This is a genomic window from Lysinibacillus sp. EB106-09-02-XG168 (genome assembly GCF_058791475.1).
On record NZ_JBYTDN010000003.1, the window covers coordinates 2,607,129 to 2,628,705 of the forward strand.

At 33.1% G+C, this 21,577-nt stretch carries 26 protein-coding genes; 7 read left to right on the forward strand and 19 right to left on the reverse strand.

The window, feature by feature from the left end; all coding sequences use genetic code 11:
• Positions 1-20: 20 nt before the first annotated feature.
• On the forward strand, positions 21-941 hold the full coding sequence (locus tag AC3WSO_RS13665) for a DMT family transporter (RefSeq protein WP_492534358.1): 921 nt from the start codon (positions 21-23) through the stop codon (positions 939-941).
• On the opposite strand, the gene AC3WSO_RS13670 is transcribed toward AC3WSO_RS13665, so the two are convergent.
• Complete coding sequence (locus tag AC3WSO_RS13670) at positions 933-1,103, reverse strand: hypothetical protein (RefSeq protein ID WP_492531488.1); 171 nt, start codon at positions 1,101-1,103, stop codon at positions 933-935. The genes AC3WSO_RS13665 and AC3WSO_RS13670 overlap by 9 nt on opposite strands.
• Positions 1,104-1,432: 329 nt before the next feature.
• On the opposite strand from AC3WSO_RS13670, the gene AC3WSO_RS13675 reads away from it, so the two are divergent.
• Complete coding sequence (locus tag AC3WSO_RS13675; protein ID WP_492531489.1) at positions 1,433-1,891, forward strand: putative iron-sulfur cluster-binding metallochaperone; 459 nt, start codon at positions 1,433-1,435, stop codon at positions 1,889-1,891.
• A gap of 234 nt (positions 1,892-2,125) precedes the next feature.
• Here the strand turns inward: AC3WSO_RS13675 and AC3WSO_RS13680 are convergent, their stop codons facing one another.
• The 4 genes from AC3WSO_RS13680 to AC3WSO_RS13695 all read right to left on the reverse strand — a co-directional run bounded on the left by AC3WSO_RS13680 (position 2,126) and on the right by AC3WSO_RS13695 (position 6,243).
• Positions 2,126-3,307, reverse strand: coding sequence for an MFS transporter (locus tag AC3WSO_RS13680; RefSeq protein ID WP_492531491.1), 1,182 nt, complete (start codon positions 3,305-3,307; stop codon positions 2,126-2,128).
• A 17-nt stretch (positions 3,308-3,324) separates the two neighbouring features.
• Positions 3,325-3,789, reverse strand: coding sequence for a MarR family transcriptional regulator (locus AC3WSO_RS13685; RefSeq protein WP_492531492.1), 465 nt, complete (start codon positions 3,787-3,789; stop codon positions 3,325-3,327).
• Between the two features lie 398 nt (positions 3,790-4,187).
• The gene (locus tag AC3WSO_RS13690; RefSeq protein WP_492531493.1) at positions 4,188-4,814 is read right to left on the reverse strand and encodes a DUF3267 domain-containing protein; all 627 of its coding nucleotides are present in this window, start codon (positions 4,812-4,814) and stop codon (positions 4,188-4,190) included.
• Between the two features lie 19 nt (positions 4,815-4,833).
• Entirely contained in the window at positions 4,834-6,243 is a 1,410-nt protein-coding gene (locus AC3WSO_RS13695; RefSeq protein ID WP_492531494.1) for an aminotransferase-like domain-containing protein, read from the reverse strand.
• Between the two features lie 130 nt (positions 6,244-6,373).
• Between AC3WSO_RS13695 and AC3WSO_RS13700 the strand changes: the two genes are divergently transcribed.
• Positions 6,374-7,279: a DMT family transporter gene (locus tag AC3WSO_RS13700; RefSeq protein WP_492531495.1), complete on the forward strand. Its 906-nt coding sequence runs from the start codon at positions 6,374-6,376 to the stop codon at positions 7,277-7,279.
• 97 nt (positions 7,280-7,376) lie between these two features.
• On the opposite strand, the gene AC3WSO_RS13705 is transcribed toward AC3WSO_RS13700, so the two are convergent.
• From AC3WSO_RS13705 to AC3WSO_RS13750, 10 genes are all read right to left on the reverse strand, one after another.
• Positions 7,377-7,583 carry a hypothetical protein gene (locus tag AC3WSO_RS13705; protein WP_492531496.1) on the reverse strand — a complete coding sequence of 69 codons (207 nt, stop codon included), beginning with the start codon at positions 7,581-7,583 and terminating at the stop codon, positions 7,377-7,379.
• Positions 7,584-7,712: 129 nt separating this feature from the next.
• Positions 7,713-8,456, reverse strand: a complete 744-nt coding sequence (locus tag AC3WSO_RS13710) for an amidohydrolase family protein (protein ID WP_492531497.1) — start codon at positions 8,454-8,456, stop codon at positions 7,713-7,715.
• Positions 8,457-8,599: 143 nt separating this feature from the next.
• Complete coding sequence (locus AC3WSO_RS13715) at positions 8,600-8,785, reverse strand: hypothetical protein (protein ID WP_492531498.1); 186 nt, start codon at positions 8,783-8,785, stop codon at positions 8,600-8,602.
• Positions 8,786-8,889: 104 nt separating this feature from the next.
• A complete protein-coding gene (locus AC3WSO_RS13720) occupies positions 8,890-9,582 on the reverse strand; it encodes an ABC transporter permease (RefSeq protein WP_492531499.1) in 693 nt (230 codons plus the stop codon).
• 26 nt (positions 9,583-9,608) lie between these two features.
• Positions 9,609-9,890, reverse strand: a complete 282-nt coding sequence (locus AC3WSO_RS13725; RefSeq protein WP_492531500.1) for a hypothetical protein — start codon at positions 9,888-9,890, stop codon at positions 9,609-9,611.
• 439 nt (positions 9,891-10,329) lie between these two features.
• Entirely contained in the window at positions 10,330-11,277 is a 948-nt protein-coding gene (locus AC3WSO_RS13730) for a DMT family transporter (RefSeq protein ID WP_492531502.1), read from the reverse strand.
• Between the two features lie 83 nt (positions 11,278-11,360).
• The gene (locus AC3WSO_RS13735) at positions 11,361-11,681 is read right to left on the reverse strand and encodes an ArsR/SmtB family transcription factor (RefSeq protein ID WP_492531503.1); all 321 of its coding nucleotides are present in this window, start codon (positions 11,679-11,681) and stop codon (positions 11,361-11,363) included.
• A gap of 361 nt (positions 11,682-12,042) precedes the next feature.
• Positions 12,043-12,615, reverse strand: coding sequence for a DUF1697 domain-containing protein (locus tag AC3WSO_RS13740; RefSeq protein WP_492531505.1), 573 nt, complete (start codon positions 12,613-12,615; stop codon positions 12,043-12,045).
• Positions 12,616-12,761: 146 nt separating this feature from the next.
• The gene (locus AC3WSO_RS13745; protein WP_492531507.1) at positions 12,762-13,319 is read right to left on the reverse strand and encodes an isochorismatase family protein; all 558 of its coding nucleotides are present in this window, start codon (positions 13,317-13,319) and stop codon (positions 12,762-12,764) included.
• Positions 13,320-13,625: 306 nt separating this feature from the next.
• Entirely contained in the window at positions 13,626-14,438 is an 813-nt protein-coding gene (locus tag AC3WSO_RS13750) for an aminoglycoside adenylyltransferase domain-containing protein (protein ID WP_492531509.1), read from the reverse strand.
• A 266-nt stretch (positions 14,439-14,704) separates the two neighbouring features.
• On the opposite strand from AC3WSO_RS13750, the gene AC3WSO_RS13755 reads away from it, so the two are divergent.
• The 3 genes from AC3WSO_RS13755 (at position 14,705) to AC3WSO_RS13765 (ending at position 16,846) form a co-directional block, all read left to right on the forward strand.
• The gene (locus AC3WSO_RS13755; protein WP_492531510.1) at positions 14,705-15,391 is read left to right on the forward strand and encodes a DUF421 domain-containing protein; all 687 of its coding nucleotides are present in this window, start codon (positions 14,705-14,707) and stop codon (positions 15,389-15,391) included.
• A 147-nt stretch (positions 15,392-15,538) separates the two neighbouring features.
• Positions 15,539-16,453, forward strand: a complete 915-nt coding sequence (locus tag AC3WSO_RS13760; RefSeq protein ID WP_492531512.1) for a class I SAM-dependent methyltransferase — start codon at positions 15,539-15,541, stop codon at positions 16,451-16,453.
• Positions 16,454-16,474: 21 nt separating this feature from the next.
• On the forward strand, positions 16,475-16,846 hold the full coding sequence (locus tag AC3WSO_RS13765) for a cupin domain-containing protein (protein ID WP_492531513.1): 372 nt from the start codon (positions 16,475-16,477) through the stop codon (positions 16,844-16,846).
• A gap of 164 nt (positions 16,847-17,010) precedes the next feature.
• Here AC3WSO_RS13765 and AC3WSO_RS13770 read toward each other — a convergent pair whose 3' ends face one another.
• Positions 17,011-17,388 (reverse strand): VOC family protein, encoded by a 378-nt coding sequence (locus tag AC3WSO_RS13770; protein ID WP_492531515.1) that lies wholly within the window; start codon positions 17,386-17,388, stop codon positions 17,011-17,013.
• Between the two features lie 723 nt (positions 17,389-18,111).
• On the opposite strand from AC3WSO_RS13770, the gene AC3WSO_RS13775 reads away from it, so the two are divergent.
• The gene (locus tag AC3WSO_RS13775) at positions 18,112-19,350 is read left to right on the forward strand and encodes an alpha/beta hydrolase fold domain-containing protein (protein ID WP_492531517.1); all 1,239 of its coding nucleotides are present in this window, start codon (positions 18,112-18,114) and stop codon (positions 19,348-19,350) included.
• Positions 19,351-19,513: 163 nt separating this feature from the next.
• Here the strand turns inward: AC3WSO_RS13775 and AC3WSO_RS13780 are convergent, their stop codons facing one another.
• The 3 genes from AC3WSO_RS13780 to AC3WSO_RS13790 all read right to left on the reverse strand — a co-directional run bounded on the left by AC3WSO_RS13780 (position 19,514) and on the right by AC3WSO_RS13790 (position 21,545).
• On the reverse strand, positions 19,514-20,224 hold the full coding sequence (locus AC3WSO_RS13780; protein WP_492531518.1) for an ABC transporter permease: 711 nt from the start codon (positions 20,222-20,224) through the stop codon (positions 19,514-19,516).
• Between the two features lie 11 nt (positions 20,225-20,235).
• On the reverse strand, positions 20,236-20,931 hold the full coding sequence (locus AC3WSO_RS13785) for an ABC transporter ATP-binding protein (protein ID WP_492531519.1): 696 nt from the start codon (positions 20,929-20,931) through the stop codon (positions 20,236-20,238).
• A 65-nt stretch (positions 20,932-20,996) separates the two neighbouring features.
• The gene (locus AC3WSO_RS13790) at positions 20,997-21,545 is read right to left on the reverse strand and encodes a PadR family transcriptional regulator (protein ID WP_492531520.1); all 549 of its coding nucleotides are present in this window, start codon (positions 21,543-21,545) and stop codon (positions 20,997-20,999) included.
• Between the last annotated feature and the right edge of the window lie 32 nt (positions 21,546-21,577).

Genomic DNA, 21,577 nt, shown 5'->3' on the forward strand with positions numbered 1-21,577 from the left:
AGAATGTCTATGTTTTATTAATGCTTTTAACTAGTTTACTTTGGGGTGGCAATTTTGTAGTGGCCAAATCTCTTGTTGACCATGCCTCTCCGTTAACACTGACGAGCTTAAGGTGGCTCATTGCCATAGTGGCCCTTCTTCCAATGGTATGGTGGAAAGAGAAAAAACTGCTTCCCTCTCGAGCCGCCCTTCTCCCTTTATTTTTAATGGGTATTTCAGGTGTGGTATTGTTCAATATCTTTCAATTTTTAGCATTAGAAAAAACTACGTCGACAAATGTTGGTCTCATTTCATCATTAAATACAATTTCTATTGCGTTTTTTTCATTTGTTTTTCTAAAGGAAAAAATGAATAAACTTCAAGCACTTTCGATGTTATTTTCGTTGTTTGGTGTGCTTCTCGTACTTTCAAAGGGTAATATCGATTTTTTATTGTCTTTTCAATTTAATTTGGGTGATTTATGGATGATTGCAGCAGTATGTGTTTGGGGAATTTATTCCATCTGTAGTAAATGGGCAATGAAGACTACCTCGCCACTAATGTCTACTTTGTATTCAGGAATATTCGGACTTCTTGTACTATTACCGTTTAACCTTAAGGATTTTACCATTTTCAATGTAAATCATTCTTTTATTCTTTCACTTTTATATACAGGACTTATCTCCACTGTTGTTTGTATGGTACTTTGGAGTATTGGTATTCAAAAATTAGGGGCTACAACATCCGGTGTTTTCCTTAATTTCAATCCGATTTTCACTGCACTTTTAGCGTTTTTAATTTTAGGAGAAAGCATCTCTTGGACTCAAGGGATTGGAGGATTGATTGTTATTTTAGGATGTTATTTATTTTCACATTTTAAGTCAAACACAACCTATTTGAATACATGTCTTTCAAATAGAAAAATGTCAACAAAATTTGTTGACACTCATAAATCACAGTGATTTATATTTTTTCACTTCTAAAGGAATTGATAGCACATACAAATCTACTGCATATGTAGTAATCGTAATCCCTTTACCTTCTTCAGTAAATTTTGCTTGAAGAAAACGTTCAGAAACCTTTCTTTTCCCCCATCTTCTAGGGAACCATTCAAATCCTAACATAAAATTTATCACCTTTACTATTTTCTTTTATAAAGCCAAAACGACATTTAGAACTGCATCCCAGTTAGTACGAACTAAGATGCAGTTTATTTATGAGCGCCTAAAAAAAGTTCACGTATTTTATCGGAATTAATTTACATTTTAATATAATGTTTAACAACTTTCAAAAAAGCTGTTGGCCCTTAATTATTTTATGATTATTCACGGTCTTGTTGATAATGAAACAATTCCTCCCCTCCTTATTATAGGTGTGTATTATGAGTCCAAACCAATGCTCTACTACTTGAAACTTTAGCGGTAGAAATTAAATTGTACGAGGTGAATCAAAGATGGAAAATTGTTGTAGTAGTCCTAAAGAAAATAGTAATACAAACACTATTATTTATCCGTCTTGCAAAAATAAAGCTAAAAACATACAGCTAATGACAATTAATTCCATGCTTAAACCATCTGTATTAGAATCAATAAATGCTATGGAAAAATACCATTTTCGTTCTACCAAAAATTGTAAGGTCGTTTATTTTGATACGAGTAATAAGGAATACACACTTTCTGATATAAAGATATCTGTGCATCAAAAGGATGACTCATTAAGTACACCGGTTTGTTATTGTTTTAATTGGACTAAAGAGAAAATTAAACAAAATGTCGAAAATAAACTTACTCCAAATCCGTTAGAACATATTCGTGAAAATATAAAAGAGAATCGTTGTGGCTGTGAGGTAAACAATCCCCAAGGTAGTTGTTGTTTAGGGAATGTTACGAAATTTATAAAAAATCTAGCCTAAAAAAGAGTCATAAAAGGTCCTAAAAGCCTGGTAAAATAGAGCTTTTAGGACCTTTTTATTGACCGTGTTACACTTTAATATTGTGTCTAATAATTCGCAACAGTAAATACCGGTTATGATTTCTACTTTCATAACCCTCAGGAACCTATCTAACTACACACAAGTAATAAAATTCTCTTTAAACTTTAATTATTAATGTTTTCAGTCAAATGCATTTAGGAATAAACCATTCTATTACAAATGTCTTCTCTTCAAACTTCGATAATGTAATATTGAAGCAAAAAAAAGAAAGACACCTAAAAAAACATATACGATATCACTTGGTAGGATTTTATATAATCCAGTGAACATGCCTCCTATTGCCATACCTGAATAACGGATGAAATTAAAAAGACCTAAAGCTGTTCCTCTATTTTCGTGGTATTCGTTACTTATCATAGTTGAAAATAAAGGAGGTGAGAATCCCACTGTCATGCCATAGCCAAATAATATGATAGTGACGCCAATTATTGATTTGGTATGCAGTAAACCAAATAATATTACTTGTAAGGGCATTAACAGTAAAACAGCAATAAACAACACATTTAAAGGTATTGTTTTCTGTAAGTTTTTGAATAATACACTTCCCAAAATCATACTAACGGTCAAGGGTAAATAGATTAAACCAATGATTTGCAATGATACGTGATATTGGTCGTTAAGTAATATCGGCATGTACACAAGAATTGAAAAATATACAAAAAATACAAAGAAACTTACAATCATTGTGCTTACACCTATATAATTAGAAAAAACAGCAATATAGTTTTTAATTAAGCTACTTGGTTTTCCTTGGGTTTCCTTTCCTCTATTATTAGGTAGTATGTAAGCAACCAAAATAAATAATATAGCAGATATAACAAGAAGGAATAGGAAAATTCCTCGGTAGCCATAATATTGCCCGAGTAATCCTCCTAATAGAGGCGAAATCGTTGGCGCAAGTGTAAGCAATATTTGATATGTACCCATTGCACTGCCTCTCGCTTCACCTTCAAACAGTTGTGCTATCATGTTGATCGTAACTAAAGGTATCATTCCAGCACCAATAGCTTGGACTATCCTGGCAATCAAAAAAAGCATAAAATTAGTTGTATAAGCGCAAAATATCGTTGAAATGCTGATAAGAATAAAGCTAACTAATAATATTTTTTTTTGATTTTTAGAATCAATAACTGCACCTAAAATAATTTGAATTATAGCAATAATAAATATAAAACTGCTCACCGTGAAGTTCACCCAATTAATTGAGACGCTGAAAAAATCCCGAATAAGAGGAATAATTGGTGTATAAATGTTTTGATTTAAAGAGGCAAAAAAGGTGCTTATACTTAACAAATATAAAACCAATAATTTATTTTGAGCTATTCGTTTTGCCATATACGCTCTCCTTAATTTTACTTTATATTCTTGGTAACAGCATTTAAAAACTTAATAATAGTCTCCAATTCGACTATATTAAAATTATCCAAAATACTTAAATAGCGTATTCTTGCTTTTTCATGTAATTGATTATGAACTAAAGCAAGTTTCTCCCCCGACTCTGTAAGAAGATAATAAACTTCTTTTTTATTATCTTCTTGCTGTATTTTCATAAGAATATTTTGTTGTAACAACTTTTTAACGGCTTTTGTAATTGCTGGTTTAGATAATTTTAAATTTTCAGATAGATAGGTGTTATTAGCCATTCCCTTTTCTTTGATTGTTGCAACGATATGTAATTGAGTAAGTGTCCAATCTAAAACGAACGCTCCTTCTTTGCCTGATTTATCTACTCTTCTCCTTTTTTGAGCTGCTTCTCTTTCTGTAATTAAATGTTGTAGAGACTCCAAGGCTTCTTCTTTTTTACTTATCTTATCCATTAGTTTCCACCAATCTTTTCTAAATATTTTTCAAAACAACATTGTTAACCGGTTAACATTAACTATATGTTATTAATTTTCGCAAGTCAATCAAAATTGTTAACCAGTTAACATTAATAGTATATTTATTATTATGAGATAAAAATATAAAATAGGCCTTCTTCTTATACTCTGTACTTCTCATGCCATATAGAAATAAAGTCTTTATCAAAAAAATCACTCATCTTTTATCGATTGAGTGATTTTTTAAATGTTCTAAAAGTATTTCTTTTTTTTAAGTCTTAAATTTATAGTGTGGTTCTTTGTAGCTGTTCTAATGAGTTTTATATCAAGAGCATTTAATAAGGTTCTTATTTAATCATAAGGTATTATTCTTATTAAGGTGACTTACGAAATCTTTACCCTATTCGTTCAGTCTGAACTTTTTTCCAATATGTATTTGGCCCATTACATGTTAAAGTTGCGTTTATTGGTACTTGTTTCATTATAAGAATAAGATTTAGTAAATCAACTGACGACCCCATTGCGTTTAGTATGACCAAAAACTTTAATGTCGTTGTTAAGAGTCCAACTACACTTAAAATTAGTGGCAAAATTATTGACAGTATTATAAAAGGAGCAACCGTAATGAAGATATATCTTGATTTTGAAATCTCTTCTTCCGTAATAACAAAAGCCCCGAACAGAGTAAGACCCACAAAAGTTTTTTCTGATTTCACAAAATTAGGAATGAACATCAAATGAAGTAATTCATGAATAATCATTAGTAAGACTAGCCCCAAAATAATAGTAAAGTTAATTGTTATAGTTATTGCACCCTCTGAAAATCCAAAATCATTCAAAGAAATACTGGAGAAAATATTTATTACCCCAATAGAAATCATTGAAGCGATCATCATTAAAGGGATCGATAACAAAATAGCACTTACAAAATTTTTAGGTTCTTTCATAGGAATCCAGCCATTTTTAATTAATTCTACATGTAAATTCGGGTCACTTTTCGGCAATTTGTTTCGTAAATTCATTTAACCCCTCCATTACAATCTATTGATGTTTAATAATTTCACTTAATTGGAAAATGCCTTCTTTAATTTCTTCGAGTGAAGCATACCCGTAGGAAATTCGTATAAATAATCCTGATTTTTCGGCATAAATACTACCAGGATTTAGAAGAATATTGTTGGATAACGCTTTCTCAAACAGCCTTTTTACTTTATATTCTGGTTTTATTTTAACCCATATGAACAATCCACCTTTTGGGATGTCCCACGTAGCGTAAGGACTCAAATATTTATCCAATGCATCTAAAGCAACTTTTCTACGAATGTTAAGTTGTTCTCTTACTTTATCAAGATGATCCTCATATAAATTACTTGATAGCCATTCTGCTGCCACTAGCTGGGAAAGAGTACTTGATCCATAATCAGATTGCATTTTTAAGTCTGCTAATCGATTAATGACTGACTCCGAACCGACTACCCACCCAATTCGTAATCCTGGACTAATGGTTTTGGATAAACTTCCAACATACAATACATTCCCGTAATGGTCCATCGCTTTCAGTGGTTTAGGTGGTGGATTGTCAATCCATAAATCACGGTACACATCATCTTCTATAACTGGAAGTTGCTCTCTCTCACAGTATGCCATTAATTTCTGTCGTCTCTCTTCTTGCATTAGTGCGCCTGTTGGATTGTGAAAGGTTGGAATCGTATATAAAATATTCTTGCCTTTTTCATTAGTCGGATAAATGGAATCTATAATAATCCCCTCATTGTCCATCGTTAATCCTTGCAACGCCATCCCAGCAGACTCAAAAACAGTCAATGAGTAAAGGTAGGACGGCATTTCTAACAATACCGATGAACCTCTTTTTAGGAGACCAATTGAAATTAGATGTAACGCTTGGAGCGCACCAGAAACGATAAGGATGGACGACGGTGATGCTTCAATTCCTCTTACTTTTAAATAGTCACTAATGGCTTGGCGTAGTCTTATATTTCCTTTCGGCTCTTCATAGCCAAAAGTGGTCAATTGATTCGAAACCTTTTGAACAACGGCTTTCATCTCTTCTAAAGGGAACATCTCTGGTGATAACTCCCCTTTACTCAATTGAATAAGATTCGCATTCGATTCCGCTTCGTTAATCTCCTGCACCATAGAAACACTAGGTTTATGAATGCCTAACGTGACATTTTCATTCCAGTTCGTCGAGGATTTTGCCCCCATCAGTGTCCAAGTATTATTGGTGACGAGAGTTTCCTTTCCTGCTTTTCCTTCAATGAGTCCTTCTGCCATTAGTTCCTCTAAAGCTGTTATAACTGTACTCCGATTAACCTCGAACTGTTTTGCCAGATTACGTTGACTTGGTATAGGACTGCCAATCGCCCACTCCCCTTTCGCAATTTTTTCTTTTATAAAATCAATAATTACTTGGTATTTCGGCTTTTTCATATGTACTCCCTTAAATGAACTGGTTGTTTTTTTTTATTTTAACCTGTTGAAGAAATTTTATCAAAGTCCTATTAACATTAAAAATATCAATTTAACCGGTTGGATGATAAAAGTAGAACGAGGTGTAATTATGTTTAAAACATTAAATTTTAAAATTATTTCTGCTCATTTCCTAATGATTATTTTATGGGCATCAGCTTTTCCAGGAATCCGAGTCGCATTGACGGCTTATTCACCCGAACATATCTCACTATTACGATTATTAGTCGGCTCATTCGTATTAATCATCATCGCAGTTATTACTAAAACACCTTTACCTTCACTAAAAGATATCCCAATTATTTTATTGCTTGGCTTTTTAGGATTCACTGTATATCAAGTAGCACTTAATTATGGGGAGCAAACGATTAGTGCTGGCGTTGCAAGTTTACTTGTTTCAACAACCCCTATATTCACCGCCTTGATAGCTGTATTCTTTTTTCGTGAGAAGCTTGGGTTATGGGGATGGCTTGGTTCAGTTGTTGGTTTTTGTGGTGTAGCATTTATTTCTGTAGGAGGTTCAACCGGAGACTTTATTTTTAATACGGGGATTATCCTAGTTTTAGTAGCATCTCTTTCAGAAAGTATATACTTTGTTTTTCAACGACGTTATGTAGAAAAATACGGGGCTCTTCCATTTACGATGTACGCAATTTGGTCAGGTACTATCTTTATGTTACTATTTTTACCTGGCCTAGGTGAAGCCATTTTGGATGCGCCGTTAAATACAACATTCGTCGCTTTGTATCTCGGCATTTTCCCAACAATCATTCCCTATTTTATGCTAGCCTATGTTACATCAAAAACAGGAGCAGCTGAAGCAACGAGTACACTTTATTTAACTTCTGTATTCGCATTTCTTATTGCGTGGATTTGGCTTGGCGAGGTTCCACATTTTTCTTCCATAACAGGCGGCTTGATTACTTTAGTAGGTGTATTTATTGCTAAGAAAGAAGATATTTTAATAGAAACTAAGAACGCTCAAAGTTTAAACTAACTGACGTGTTACTTTATCTTCTTGTTCAAATAAATGGGTCTAGCATAACAAAAAGTCAACTCTTAAAAATGTTGAGTTGACTTTTTTATTTGAGTATTCAGTTTTTACTTAATTTCAAAACAGCTAAATCATATATTTTAAATAAAAGCTTTATTGTCACAAATCCCGCTGAAACTAAAATAATAAAATAAGTTGAAACATACATTATGCTTTTAAAATCCCTTATTACAGGCGGGTTAACAAACGCTATAACAATTACAAAAGCTAAAATAAAAATAAAGAAATTACTATCTAAAAGTTTCATGAGGCGCCCCCTATAGTTTTTTATTATTTATTAAAGCCATCCATTTATTTAACAAAAATCTGTAAAGAACCAATATTTGCCTTTTAATCTATCCTAGTAACGAGAGAAAAAAGTTTTCTATCTAAAAACTCACTTAAAATAAAAATTCATCGCATTCTGATAAAGAATTTTTTCCGCTGAAATTGGATCAAATAACTCTTGAATAAGCTCAATATCTCCATAAGCAAAAGGTCTTTTCGCTCTTGTAGACGGTAAATCTGTGCCGAACATTAACGCCTCTGGGTTAACAGCATGAATAGATTTCAAAGCTTGTTCTACATCGAGCTCTACACGACCAAAACCAGTCGCCTTTACTCGTACACCTTTTTCTACGAGTCGCAATAAATGGGGTAAGCCTTCCTCAGAGAGTCCTAAATGATCAATTGAAATCGCCGGTAATTTTTCAATCGTTGGTGCAATTTCAGGCAAATTTTTCGCGTCAATGTATAATTCACTATGCCAGCCAGCTAAATCATAAACACGTCGCGCAAAGTAAGCAAGCTTCGATAAATCTTCGGAGCCGCCGCGCTTCACATTGAATCGGAGTGCGCGTACACCTTTATTATATAAATCGATAATCTCATCATCTGTCACCGAAAATGGAAGCTGTGTAACACCACAAAATGCAGATCCCATTTTCTCTAAAGCATTCACCAAATATGCTTGGTCAAAACCTTGAAAAGAACCAGATACAATCGCCCCACCTACAATTGGATAAGTCGCTGTCTCTTTTCGGTAATCTTCTACAACATACCTAGGTGGTACATACCCTTGATTTTCAGTAATCGGAAAATCAAAATCAATAATATGAAAGTGTGTATCAAAAATTTTCATCTTACCGCCCCCTTTCTTATACATTATCAAACACAGAACATAAAATAAATTTATGATTTTGCATATACACCCATAATTTTTTCTTATCACACAAAGTCTTGCAAAAATCCCACCAACATTGTCTTAAGCAAAAATAATAGTCCTTATAAAAAATACCGTAGCGCATTGCTGCCAGATGTAATTAACGCCAGAAGACCCGCAACCATAATCCATATAACATAGCAATTCTCTTCTTGTTTCCACTTGCTTATCCAAAATAATAACAGGCTACTTAATAATAAAATGACACCTAAAACTGCACCTGAAATAATGCCAATAAACATTCCCATCTCTTGTACCTTCTCTCTTTTTATTTTTTATTGTAAGCACCCATATATATATTACTAAACTCTTCCGTTTTCACATGTCTTTTGATCCTTCAACATACTGAAAATTACATCACATCCACATTTTCAATTTTACGAATACCTATGTACGCAATGATTACTCCCATAGCTGCAAGCCCTAATTGCAGTGGAATGAAAGTCACCAATGAAATTTCTGGGTTATAAGCGCAAGCAATTGTCACCACAAGAAGAGATGAACCAATAGTGGCCGAGACAGAATAATTACGCATTCCAAAATATAATGGAATTAAGCTTGTTCCTGTTGTAGCAATAGCAAAAGGTACTATGTTTATGGCTTCACCTATGAACTGGCTTGCAGTTATTGAAAATGGAACGATAGGAAAATAATTATTAATGATCGAAAATAGACCCGAAACTATGCTATTCGACATCATCGTAGTCATGAATGTTAATAAAGCGATCAAGATCAATTTACTAGCAATCAGTTTCTTGCGACTAACAGGATAGGTAAACATAATCAAAATTGTTCTGTTTTTATATTCCTCAATAACTAGTTTCGCAATTAATATAGAGGCAAACACAATAAACGTAGCCTTCACGCTTGCGCCAATCAGTACATTAACATCTTCATACGTTGAAATGGGTATATCCCCTTCTCTCTGTGCTATAAAAATTACGGAACACACTATTGCAGTTATAATGATATTTGCGATTATCGCACCTTTTACATACCAACCTAAGTTAAATTTCTTCATTTCTAGCTTCAGTAAATGTAACATAGAACTCTCTCTCCTCTTTAGTTTGTTCATTGCATGATAATAAAAACAACACTCATTATGTTGAATAGTGGTAGACCATAACTATTCTTGTATTTATCAATTAATAAACGTAATAAAATAATAGCTAAAACAATAGTCACTGTTGTTTTAATAAGAATATCCGATAATGGCATTAGTCCGCTTCCATTTTTAAATCCCCACGACACAAGTTCAATAGGACAGGAGATCGCCACAATACAAATGATTATTTTTATAAAATATTTAGTTAATCGATATTTTTTCCATCCTAATTCCATCAGTTTAAGCATAGATTTTCTCTCCGTTCGTTTATTTAAGAAATACTTCTCTAAAGAGCTATGTTTTTTAAGAGTAGCTGACATTAATTGATATCCTTTTAACACTCTTAATCCGAATTAAAATCCCCCTTTCATGTACTTTAATTGTACGAATCGATCATCTCTTTTTTCTTACTCATTCCTTACAAAATTATTAATTGTAATAAACTAATACGATTGGAAAACAGTTCTAATTTTGCTAATTTAATTTGTTATGACCGTTTTATAGCAAGAGAAATTATTTAATAAAAAATACCAGGCTCAAATTAATGAGTACCTAGTATCTTGGTTTTACCTTATGACATTGAAAAGCTTACAATTATTGAATACCACATCGTTCTAAATAAAGCATTTGAAGTCAGTTTATTTGTTAATCCAGAAGTATTATGTTTCTTTTCCCAATTCAAAATGATTATGTATTCTCTATTATGCTTTTATCTGACTGTGTACTGAATACGTTATTTGTTTTATTAGTAGCAATATAAACACCTACCAGCACCAATACCATCCCAACGATTTGTATCAACGTAATTGGGCTACCATACACAATTACTGCAATCAATGTTGCGACAATCGGCGTCAAGTTTAAATATACGCTCGCTTTACTACCTCCTAAGCTCTCTACACCCTTGTTAAAAATAACATAGCCAATCAATGTCCCACATACAACCATATAAAACATTTCAATCCAACTTTGAATTGACATATTGACTACTTGACCCCAACCGCCTTCAAATACTGTACTGATTGCTAAGAAAACAGCACCAGATAACATCATCATAGTATTCGATAACATCACTGGTATACCTTTAAGCATAGATTCACCCATTAGTGCATAAATAACTCCGCATAAAAGAGCCCCAACAAAAAGCAAATCTCCTAAGTTAAAAGAAAGAGAAAACAAATCAGAAAGTGACCCTTTGACTAAAACAATAATTACACCAATCATCGATAAAGTTAAACCTGCTCCAGTTTTAGTGTTCCATTTTTCTTTACCTAACATGACGGCCCCTAGCATTGTAAATACAGGCATAGCAGCTATAATTAACGCACCGTTTGTCGCAGAAGTATACTTCAATGCCGTAAAGAAGAAAGCATTGTAACCGAAAATCCCAATAAAGCCAATAAAGATCAATCCTTTCCATCGACCTCGGATTTCTTGCCACTGCCATTCTTTCTGAATTGTTATGATTGTAACAAGTATTATTCCTGTTATGCCGAAACGTAGCGTAGCTGCAACAAGTGGTGGAACTTCCGTAATGACATGCTTCGCTGTCGCAAATGCTCCACCCCAAAACAAAGGAACGAGCAGCATTAATAAATACATGTTTTTTGATTGATTTTTGTTCTTATTCTTCATTATTTATTCCTCCTAATCTTCTTAATAAAGTTCATATGTTTAAAAGATTAAACATATGAACTTTATTTATAAAAAAGAACAAATCAATAGCTTTGTTCAATAGATTGAATTAACTCTTTGATTTGTTTTAAAAACTCATTAGAACTCAATGAATAATATTTTTCATTCCCATTTCGGTTAAAAGTAATTAAACCTGCTTGTCTTAAAATTTTTAAATGATGGGAAACAGTTGGTCTAGAAAGCTCTATTCTTTCTGTTAATTGATTTACATTTAAGCTATCATGTGTGAGTAAAAGCATGATGATTTGTTGACGATTAACATCACCAAGTGCTTGAAAAATGGGGGTTGATAATTTAAACTTCTCTAAAACTTGTTCTTTGTTATCGCAATTAAAATTTTCCATAATACCTCCCCTATGTTTAAATTTTTAAACATAATTATTTTTAATTAAAAAACATAATTTGTCAAGATACTTTTTATTTCCACTTAAACCTTTATAGTAAACTGTTTCGAAATGGGTACAGCGATAATAATTTTTTTGACTCCATTCATCTAAACAAAAAAGCTAGGTTCACAAAAAATTTGTGAATACCTAGCTTTCTTTATGCGTGTTCATTTGTTAACCATGACATTACTAGTTTACCATATTATTCTTATTATGTCTAAACATACTATGAAGTTTTTCGATTTATGCGATATAGTTAATGTTAAGCATTCAAATCAAAATTATTTGCCTTATTAGTTTTTACATAGAACTTTTATTCTTATTCACTCTTCATATGTTTGACTTCTTCGACCATACTCGAAAGCTTTATGAGCGTTTTCCAATTACGGACAGTTGCTGGAATCTCAAGCTTTTTTAGATTATTGCCTAGTTTGGAATTTCGAATGCTGTCATAAAATAATAGATACACATCCCTTCCATTTATGACACTGAGTTCTCTTTCGTTTGCATAAGATAAAAACTTTTCACTATTGACCATCGAAGGAGCTGTTGGCAGCAATGCAACATGCAAACATTCCCCTTTACATGAACGATTCGCTTCTGAAATCTCCTCATCTGAAAAAGGAGATTGACTAATAATTTTCAGTATTTCCTCTGCTGTTCTAATGACAACAACGCTAGATACCCCAAAATCCCCTTTAATTTTATCGTGAATTTTTGTTTGCAAAAGCTCCTCGGTTTCGTCTGATTCAAAAAGGATGTTTCCACTTTGGATATACGTCTTCACATTATGTAATCCTAATTGCTGAAGAGACTTTCTTAATTCTGCCATAATTATTTTATTATGCCCGCCTACATTAATTCCTCTTAGTAGCGCAATATATATGGTCATACTATCTCGCCTTTCTATTTACTTTCTATTTACTTTTTATTTACTAAAAATAACCCTATATTGCTTCTAAGGCTTATCTACTAGAATAATAATATTTTCAAAAAAAGAAAGACACCCATAAAATGAGTGTCCATATACATTTTATCTTATCGATAAGAATCATGTGTAGGTTGAAACAAGTCTTCTTCTGAATTTCTAACAACAGAAAAATGATCAACATTGTAATGACCATGAAGAGTATGATTATGATGCTTTATAATATGTTCTGCACTTAATACATCACTGTCCGCAGTTGAATGCCCATCACCAACTAATGTGACATCAAAACCACTAATAGTCGCCGTTCTTACTGCACTATCTATACAATGTTGCGTCGAGCAGCCCATCACAACAACATGTGTAATTTCTTGTGATTGCAAATGATTTAGAAGTTCAGTCCCATGAAAACAATTCGTTGCTTTTTTATCGAAAATTTTTGCTTCTTGAGGAACATTAATGCCATTATGAATTTCAAATCCTTTTCCTTTACCTTCCGCAACATCAAGATCTCTTACAAATGCAACTAGAACATTTGTCTTCCTTGCTTTATCAATGACTAAATTGATATTCCTAATAAGTTGTTCTTTATTAAAAACAGCTTTTTCTTTCTCATTACCATCCAATAATTCTTCCTGAGCATCAATAATAAGCAACGCCTGATTCAAATAATTTTCCCCTTTCAATCTGAGAAAACGCTATATAATTATTAGTTAGACGGTTTCCCCTTTTTGTTTATCACGCTAACATAATTTTTTTCCATACTATCTACCTCCTAAATGAATTTGTCATTTAAGACTAATTAATTTTACCATTTATTCCAAAAAGGTAATAGCTGATAAAATGGAACTTTTCATGCTCATCACCAAAACGATGGTTGTTCCAACTGTGCGCTTTCCTGAGGGCGTCCGTCTTCACTCTATTCAGTTTTAACAAATGTCATCCTCCAACTTTAATCATGATGCCACATCTCACTATACCTTGATACTATTACAATGATTTAGTATGTATGTCATACATTGAACCGTATCAGCAATGCGTTGTTTTTTCGAATTATAATAACGTATATTTGAACCTTCTCGAATACTAATAGCTTCGTTAATAATTTCATGAAATTCTTCAGGTAAATGCTGTATCGCAAATTTACAAGCATCTACTTTTGAAACAATTTCATTTTCTGTTAATGTGTAAAATTGTCGTAACATCCCAGTAATTGACCATTCTACTTCTTCATCAACTAATTTATTTGGTATCACAAATGCCATAGTTTTATATTTTTCCATCGTTTTCAATCTATTCGCCCAATAACTGTTCATGTTTTGCAAAACATAATCAGTCAGCACTCTTTCATCTACGCTGAAGTTATAGGTAGCTATATCCGGCCCTAAAACGGGAATCCCTTTATTTTTTAAAACCCACCAAGTGATTGGGTTAATATCATCATTACCCCAATTTGTTTTGCCTTCATTTACCTTTAAACAGCCTTTTGCCTCACTCTGTTTCTTTCCGACATCTCCAACTTGTATATAACTTCCATCCATCCCTATTTCCTTATATTTTCGATTTAATTCTATATGAAGGTCGGAAATTATTTTCGCATCCTCTTCTGTTAAGGTTCTGTTTACAACAGTAATAAAATCGATATCACTAGACCCATTTATGTAAGCGTTAAGAGCAATTGAACCATGTAAATAGAACCCTTCAATTATATTCGGTATTTTATTTTGAAATAAGGTTAAATATTCATTTATAACAGTTTGAACCGGATTAGGAATTCTAGTATCCATAAAAACTCTCCTTTTCATCAAATAATACTTATATTACCAAAACGACTACCATATTTACAATTATTGATAATAAAGTAATTATCACCTTAAATCAGAGATGTAATTTATTCAAACTTATGCCCGTTTGATCTTCGCTCCAACTAGAAGTCCATAGAAAAGCATGCTGTCGAACCGGAAATCAACCCTACGTTTTGATGAAGAGCTAATATGGAGTATCTTTTAAAAATTCATTGGGTATTCTAGGGATTAGATAAGGAGTGGGGAATTTGTTTTCAAGTTATTTACAAATAGTTGTTCAAACAATTATTACTTTCTTTGTCCTGCTTACACTTACGAGGTTTTTAGGTAAAAAACAACTAAGTCACTTAACCTTCTTTAACTACGTAACTGGTATTACAATTGGTTCTATTGCAGCCAATATGGTAATTTTAAAAACAATTCTATTCACAAAATTTTTAGTAAGCTTAATTGTTTGGTGCGCGCTTACTAGTTTGATTAGTTACATGGCTCTAAAATCCGGAAAAGCAAGAACAATACTTGATGGACAACCAACAATTGTCATTAAAAAAGGAAAAATAGATAGAGCAGCTTTAGCAAGCACAAAAATAAATATTGATGACCTTACGATGATGATTAGACAGTATCAAGTTTTCTCGATTACAGAAATTGACTATGCTATATTAGAACCAAACGGCATGCTTAGTATTTTGAAAAAGCCTGAATTTCAAAGCCTACAAAAGATGGATTTAAAAATCGCCCCATCATCTCCGGCATTTATCCCTATTGAAATCATCACAGATGGGAAGCTATTGCCGCGAAATTTACTGGAAGTTGGAAAAAGTAGAAAATGGCTAGATAACGAATTAAAAAAGGCAAATGTTAAAACAATCCAAGAAGTTTTATATGCAGAAATTCAACCAGACGGAAACATATTTATCCAAAAAATTGATTAAGAAGAATTTCTTATTCAGTTGCTTCCAGCACCTAAAACTTGACAAAAAAATTTTTTTATGCAATAATTTACTTTTATTATATTTATTTGTACAATAGGATTCTCCTGGCCAGGGGAATCCTATTTTTTTTTGAAGGAGTGTATTTGCATGAACAAAGGTGAATCCAGCTTAACTTCATTAATCTCAGCTTTTAGTAGAGCTTATCATAGTCAATTCGATACCCCTAAAATTTTTGATGACTATCTAGCAAAAGAGTTAATCACCCAAAAAGAGTTACATGACATTCAAACAAACATGATTCAAGGCATCCAGTTTTTTAACAAAGAAATCGCAGAAAAACTAAATGGACAAAATGAAGAGCTATTAAAATGGATTGTGCAAACTCAACTCTCCCCTACGCCCTTGGCACGTGCAGCATATTGTGAAAAAGTTGTGCACAATGAAGTCATGTTAGGTTTACAGCAATATGCCATACTCGGAGCAGGATTAGACACATTTAGCTTAAGACACCCTGAATTTGTAAACATTTTAGAAGTCTTTGAAATTGATCACCCTGCTACACAGGAATTTAAAAAGAAAAGATTGGCTGAAGTTGAAATAACGCTTCCAAGTAATGTACATTACATTTCGATGGATTTCACAAAAAAGTTTTCCTATCAACATCTAATGGATAACGGCTTTGACAATAAAAAAACGTTCTTTAGTCTGCTAGGTGTTTCCTATTATTTAACGAAAGAGGAAACGTCAAGCTTACTTAATCATTTGTTTGCCCATGTACCGTCTGGAAGTTCCATCGTCTTAGATTATGCAGATGAAAAATTATTTACTGAAAAAGGAATTTCAAATCGAGTAGATAATATGGTGAAAATGGCTGCAGCTAGTGGTGAACCGATGAAATCATGTTTTACTTATAAAGAAATGGAAAAAATGTTAGAAAACTCAGGCTTGCTAATTTATGAGCATTTATCTCCAAATACAATTAATGAACTTTATTTTGACAATCGAGAAGATAATTTAACAGCCTTTGAAACAATTCACTACATTCATGCTGTGAAAAAATGAATTGAAGTTTGGAGGAGGCAAATGAAAATTTATCAATTGTCTAAAGAAAACGGCAAAAATATAACACAATTTAAGTCAAATTTTATTATGTCTCGAATTATCAACACTGAAACATCAGCTAGTATCGGATGTATGTATTTAGAAGAAAACGGTGTAATTGGCTATCATCAAGCAGTAGTTCCCCAGCTTCTTTTAATTATAGAAGGAGAAGGATTTGTAAGAAATGAACAAGAGCTATATTTTCAAGTCCAGCCTGGTGACGTAATTTTTTGGGAGAAGGACGAATGGCATGAAACAAAATCGGATAAAGGATTAACTGGCATCGTGATAGAATCTGAACAGTTAAATCCCGCAGCGTTTATGCCTACAAAGGGTATTATCGATATTTTCTGAGTATTCATCAGGCAATTAACTATGCAAAAATAACATCTTATCATATTTTAGTAATGTAAGATGGTTTAGTCTTACACCTCCCAAGCTTTGTTACCATGGGTCACTTATTATTATAGGTGACCCTCTATAAATTTACTATTCTATCAATAGTGTTTCTATATAATTTATTGACAAACTCCCAGTGGATTTCCGTCTGAATCATAAAAGGTAAAAAATTTCGTCTCACCTTCTCCATCTATTTCATTAACTTTCACATTCTTTTCAATTAATGATCGATAAGTTTCTTCAATGTCTTGCGTAATAAAATTAAAGAACTTCCCGACCCCAAAATAATTATCTGGGAAATTTAGTGGTATATGATTTTTTGCTTTTACTAAACAAACAACAGTTTGAGATTCTGCATCAATTTTCATTACTGCAGCGCTTTCTTCTAAATACAGAGGTGAAAACCCAAGTTTCTCCTCATACCATTTTGCAGATAGTTCTGGGTTCTTAATTGGAATAAATATTGCTTCTACACCTTTTAATATAGGTTTACTCATATTTTCCCTCCTTGTAGTTTTCTTTAAAAATAGGGCTCAGCTTACTCCACACATCAAACTTATTTCCGTCTACATCATAAAAAACAAAATTTCTTCACGTATGGCCCCTATTTTCAATGCCTCCAACTTTAACTCCTCTATCAATCAATTATGTCTCGGCATAATTGCGTCCGGAATTGGCTTTGGGCTTACACAAAGAACTCCTTTCCAATTCCGTAACATCCGCCGGAGGCTTTAACTTCTTTTAGCGGGTGTTTGGATACCTGCTTTTACTTACATACCATTCACATGAACGTTCTACATTGCTGACTGGCATATATGTAGTTCCTATTCTAATTAACTTTTCACACATCTACTCACCCTCTCCAATGTCTCTAGTAAATTATTCCATGCTCTTCCTTTATATCCCTTTTAAGCCTATGTTACAATTTTGTCCTCACAAAATGCTAAATTTGGTTTACAGTCTAAAACGGCCAGACTCAATTTCGAGTTCTGGTCATTATGAAATGGTAGGTGTCAAAGTTTGGCAGCCCAATAAAAACAGTAAAGATTGTCCCCATACATTGACTCGAATGAGTATGCCCTCTTCTGTAGATTAACTTTACAAATAAAAAATTGATTCTATATATTATATAGAAAGAGAATTATCCATGTGTATTTGATTCATAGAAAGATGTGTGCTGTCGGAGATAAAATATATTCTTTATGGAGGAATTTTGAAATATGAAACAAAAACAATTAACCTTTTGGCGCCCTAAAGGTTTTTTACAGTGGCTATTAACAGGCATTTCTGTAGTGCTAACACTTCTTACTGCCATGATAACGTATGCCATTTTTCATACAACTAATATCCTTAGTGTAATTGGTTTCCTTGGATCGGTCGCATTGTACACGCCATGGTTTTTATTAATATTAACATTTTTTATCATAGTGCTATTAATACTTGCTTTATGGAACAAAGCTAAAATCGCTCAACTCATGTTGATTTCGCTATTGCTAATAAATGTATTTCTAAATGTGGAGCCAATTATCGAAATGAAGAACTATGCTAAAAAAGAAAATATTCACGTTTCACTTTACTCTCACTTTTTTTACAAAAAAGAAATATCATCAAAGTTTACAAAAGATATTATATTTGGAAAAACTACAGATGGCTTTGAGTTAAAGCTTGATGTGTGGCCAGCTAATGAAAAATTGAAAAACACAACTACCCCAGCTGTTATAAAAGTACATGGAGGTGGATGGGTTGAGGGCAGTAAAGCGAATGCCCCTTATTTAAATCAATGGTTAAGCGAATTAGGATTTACTGTTTTTGATATAGACTATCGCATGCCTCCCCAAGCAGGATGGAAAGACGAGGTAGCTGATGTGAAATCAGCAATTGGATGGGTAGTTGAGCATGCGGATACTTACAAAATTGATCTTAAAAAAATTAACTTAATGGGTGATTCAGCAGGTGGAAATCTAGCTATGCTCGCTGCATATAGTATGGGAGATTCAACTTTACCACCGTCCACCAATGTACCATCAGTACCTATTAATACTGTGATAAACTTTTATGGACCGTCAGATATGACAAAATTTTATGAGAATAACCCGAGTCCAGGCTATGTGCAAAATGTTATGAAGGAGTATATAAGGGGCACACCTTCACAATTTCCTGATCGTTATCAAAAGCTTTCTCCTATCAATTATATTGGAGAGCATACACCACCTACCATTATGTTTTTAGGCACGAGCGACAGTCTTGTCCCAACAGAACAAGCTAAAATATTGGGCAAGGAACTTTCCATGAATCATGTTCCTCATGAGATCTATTATCTTCCGAAAGCTGAACATGTTTATGATGGAGTACTAGGTAGTTTGAATACCCAAATTACGTACGAGAAGCTCAAAACATTCCTTCAGAAATATAACAAATCACATGCTACAGAAAAAATTGTAGATAAAGTTGACTTTTAACAAAGCCCCCTATTAGGCAAAAAACGTATTGAAGTAACCTGCCTGTAGTGGACTCCACCACCGAGCTGTTATGCATATTGGAGCAAACGACAAAATGACCAGACTCCATCTTGAGTTCTGGTCATTCCTTCTTTTGCATTTATTTATACTTTTCTTTGAACATTTATTGGTCACTATACTTGAATGTTTTTAATGAAATAATAAGTGTCAATGCTAAGCATCCTATTAAAAGGAGTAAAGATTCTCCCCACGTACTAAAGTTATTTATAAATGCAGCTTTAATCCCATTTAAAAACCATTCAAATGGATTTATCAGACTAATATATTGTATAAAGTTTGGCGACTTTTCCATTGTAAAAAATGCATTGCTACAAAGTAACATTGGTATCATCAGTACATTAGCAGTCATACTTAAATGTCCCTCGTTCTTCACGAGACTTGATAAAAAAAAGTTTAAAAATACAAAACTTAATGAGGCTATTAAAATAATCGGTGTCATATATAAGATGATGTTAAAAGATACATCTAGACGATTGATAACGATAGAAAATAAAAGTACTATATAAGATAAAATAATGGCAACTATTGCCCATGAACTCGAAATACTAATGATATATTTCCATAAAGGCATAGGTGTAGCGTGAAGTAAATTATATACACCTCTTTTTCTTTGCGATAACGCTATAAAAGCAGTGGTCATAAATGAATAAAAAAATACACTCACGGCAATGATTCCTTCTACATAATTTTCTGCGTAGTTCGGTACAAATAACCTTAGCGCAATTATCGCAGCAAATGGCATTAATATTGACCAAAATAGTAAATACATATCTTTTAGACTCGATTTCAAATTTAATACGAAAACTGCCTTCATTTTCTCACTCCTCACATTGTTAATTCAAAAAATAATTCTTCTAAATTTTGAGTTTGGTAGTGCTCCATTAAACTATCAGGCGAGCCATTTGCAAATATTTTTCCATGATGCATCATCAATACTCTGTCAGCTACATTCATTACCTCCAACATATCATGGGAAGAAAATAAGACGGAAACCCCACTATCTTTTAAACGTTTAATGATTTGTTGAATTTCTCGTTGTCCTCTTGGGTCTAATCCTGCAGAAGGTTCATCCAAAATCACAAGTTTAGGATTATGCAAAGTTGTCACGATAATTGCCAAGCGCTTTTGCTGTCCTAATGACAGTTTAATAGCAGGCAGTTTTTTCACCTGCAATAAATCAAAAGCTGCAAGTTTTTCATCTATCAGCATTTTTGTTAGCGAAACCCCATAAAATGCAGCAAATAATTTCAGATTATCCTCTACAGAATAGCCTTCGAAAAAAGGTGTTGTTTGAAGCTGCGCACCTATTTCCTTTTTGTAATCAGATGTCCAGTATTTAATTGTTCCACTGTCCTGAGGAATAATGCCAAGAAGCATACCGATAGTTGTTGTTTTACCAGCACCATTTGTGCCCACTAAAGCTACAATCTCCCCCTCATTAATATCAACATCTATATGATCAACGACACATCTAGTTTTATAACTTTTCATTAATTGACTAGCGCTAATTAACTTTTTCATATTTTCTCCCTCTTTGATAATCGTTGTATATTCAACGTTGAACATATAGCTATTTTTTAACTCCCTTATTCAAGGGAGTTATTTTTTTCCATAATATCAATAGCTTGATGCACAAATTTTGACTGCACTTTCACAATTTCTAGCATATTATCAAATGCTAGTTGAGTTAATGCTGGCAGTTCTCCTTGCATAGCAATTAATTTCGCCTCATAGCCAGCATTGATAGCTTGCTCTTCTTGCTCTAAAATTTTTTTCTGCTTTTCTAATGCTTCCACAGCTTTATCTTTTGGCAGTTTAAATGCAAAGGATACACCAGAATACAAAGTTGTTGGATAAACTACAGAAGATTTTTCAAGAGCCTCGATAATTAATTCTTGCTCATGCTCCCTGCCCTTTTCAGTAATTTGGTAAATTGCCTTTTGTCTATGACCCGTGGATTCTATACTAGCTACCTCTATATAGCCATCTTTTTCAAGCTTCTTTAAAGCATTATAGATCGAGCCGATTAGCACACCACCCCATCGTTCTGCGTCATTTAATTCAAGCATTACTTTAATATCATACCCAGTCATTGGTTTTAGCCCCAACATTGTAAGAACTAATAGCCTTGTCATAATAATCACCTTTTTATATTCAACGTTGAATA

What these genes read in the sequence shown, in the direction of transcription:
- AC3WSO_RS13665 (WP_492534358.1), top strand. Translation starts at nt 21, where the DNA reads ATGCTTTTAACTAGTTTACTTTGGGGTGGCAATTTTGTAGTGGCCAAA.
- AC3WSO_RS13670 (WP_492531488.1), bottom strand. Translation starts at nt 1,103, where the DNA reads ATGTTAGGATTTGAATGGTTCCCTAGAAGATGGGGGAAAAGAAAGGTT.
- AC3WSO_RS13675 (WP_492531489.1), top strand. Translation starts at nt 1,433, where the DNA reads ATGGAAAATTGTTGTAGTAGTCCTAAAGAAAATAGTAATACAAACACT.
- AC3WSO_RS13680 (WP_492531491.1), bottom strand. Translation starts at nt 3,307, where the DNA reads ATGGCAAAACGAATAGCTCAAAATAAATTATTGGTTTTATATTTGTTA.
- AC3WSO_RS13685 (WP_492531492.1), bottom strand. Translation starts at nt 3,789, where the DNA reads ATGGATAAGATAAGTAAAAAAGAAGAAGCCTTGGAGTCTCTACAACAT.
- AC3WSO_RS13690 (WP_492531493.1), bottom strand. Translation starts at nt 4,814, where the DNA reads ATGAATTTACGAAACAAATTGCCGAAAAGTGACCCGAATTTACATGTA.
- AC3WSO_RS13695 (WP_492531494.1), bottom strand. Translation starts at nt 6,243, where the DNA reads ATGAAAAAGCCGAAATACCAAGTAATTATTGATTTTATAAAAGAAAAA.
- AC3WSO_RS13700 (WP_492531495.1), top strand. Translation starts at nt 6,374, where the DNA reads ATGTTTAAAACATTAAATTTTAAAATTATTTCTGCTCATTTCCTAATG.
- AC3WSO_RS13705 (WP_492531496.1), bottom strand. Translation starts at nt 7,583, where the DNA reads ATGAAACTTTTAGATAGTAATTTCTTTATTTTTATTTTAGCTTTTGTA.
- AC3WSO_RS13710 (WP_492531497.1), bottom strand. Translation starts at nt 8,456, where the DNA reads ATGAAAATTTTTGATACACACTTTCATATTATTGATTTTGATTTTCCG.
- AC3WSO_RS13715 (WP_492531498.1), bottom strand. Translation starts at nt 8,785, where the DNA reads ATGGGAATGTTTATTGGCATTATTTCAGGTGCAGTTTTAGGTGTCATT.
- AC3WSO_RS13720 (WP_492531499.1), bottom strand. Translation starts at nt 9,582, where the DNA reads ATGTTACATTTACTGAAGCTAGAAATGAAGAAATTTAACTTAGGTTGG.
- AC3WSO_RS13725 (WP_492531500.1), bottom strand. Translation starts at nt 9,890, where the DNA reads ATGCTTAAACTGATGGAATTAGGATGGAAAAAATATCGATTAACTAAA.
- AC3WSO_RS13730 (WP_492531502.1), bottom strand. Translation starts at nt 11,277, where the DNA reads ATGAAGAATAAGAACAAAAATCAATCAAAAAACATGTATTTATTAATG.
- AC3WSO_RS13735 (WP_492531503.1), bottom strand. Translation starts at nt 11,681, where the DNA reads ATGGAAAATTTTAATTGCGATAACAAAGAACAAGTTTTAGAGAAGTTT.
- AC3WSO_RS13740 (WP_492531505.1), bottom strand. Translation starts at nt 12,615, where the DNA reads ATGACCATATATATTGCGCTACTAAGAGGAATTAATGTAGGCGGGCAT.
- AC3WSO_RS13750 (WP_492531509.1), bottom strand. Translation starts at nt 14,438, where the DNA reads ATGGATACTAGAATTCCTAATCCGGTTCAAACTGTTATAAATGAATAT.
- AC3WSO_RS13760 (WP_492531512.1), top strand. Translation starts at nt 15,539, where the DNA reads ATGAACAAAGGTGAATCCAGCTTAACTTCATTAATCTCAGCTTTTAGT.
- AC3WSO_RS13765 (WP_492531513.1), top strand. Translation starts at nt 16,475, where the DNA reads ATGAAAATTTATCAATTGTCTAAAGAAAACGGCAAAAATATAACACAA.
- AC3WSO_RS13770 (WP_492531515.1), bottom strand. Translation starts at nt 17,388, where the DNA reads ATGAGTAAACCTATATTAAAAGGTGTAGAAGCAATATTTATTCCAATT.
- AC3WSO_RS13775 (WP_492531517.1), top strand. Translation starts at nt 18,112, where the DNA reads ATGAAACAAAAACAATTAACCTTTTGGCGCCCTAAAGGTTTTTTACAG.
- AC3WSO_RS13780 (WP_492531518.1), bottom strand. Translation starts at nt 20,224, where the DNA reads ATGAAGGCAGTTTTCGTATTAAATTTGAAATCGAGTCTAAAAGATATG.
- AC3WSO_RS13785 (WP_492531519.1), bottom strand. Translation starts at nt 20,931, where the DNA reads ATGAAAAAGTTAATTAGCGCTAGTCAATTAATGAAAAGTTATAAAACT.
- AC3WSO_RS13790 (WP_492531520.1), bottom strand. Translation starts at nt 21,545, where the DNA reads ATGACAAGGCTATTAGTTCTTACAATGTTGGGGCTAAAACCAATGACT.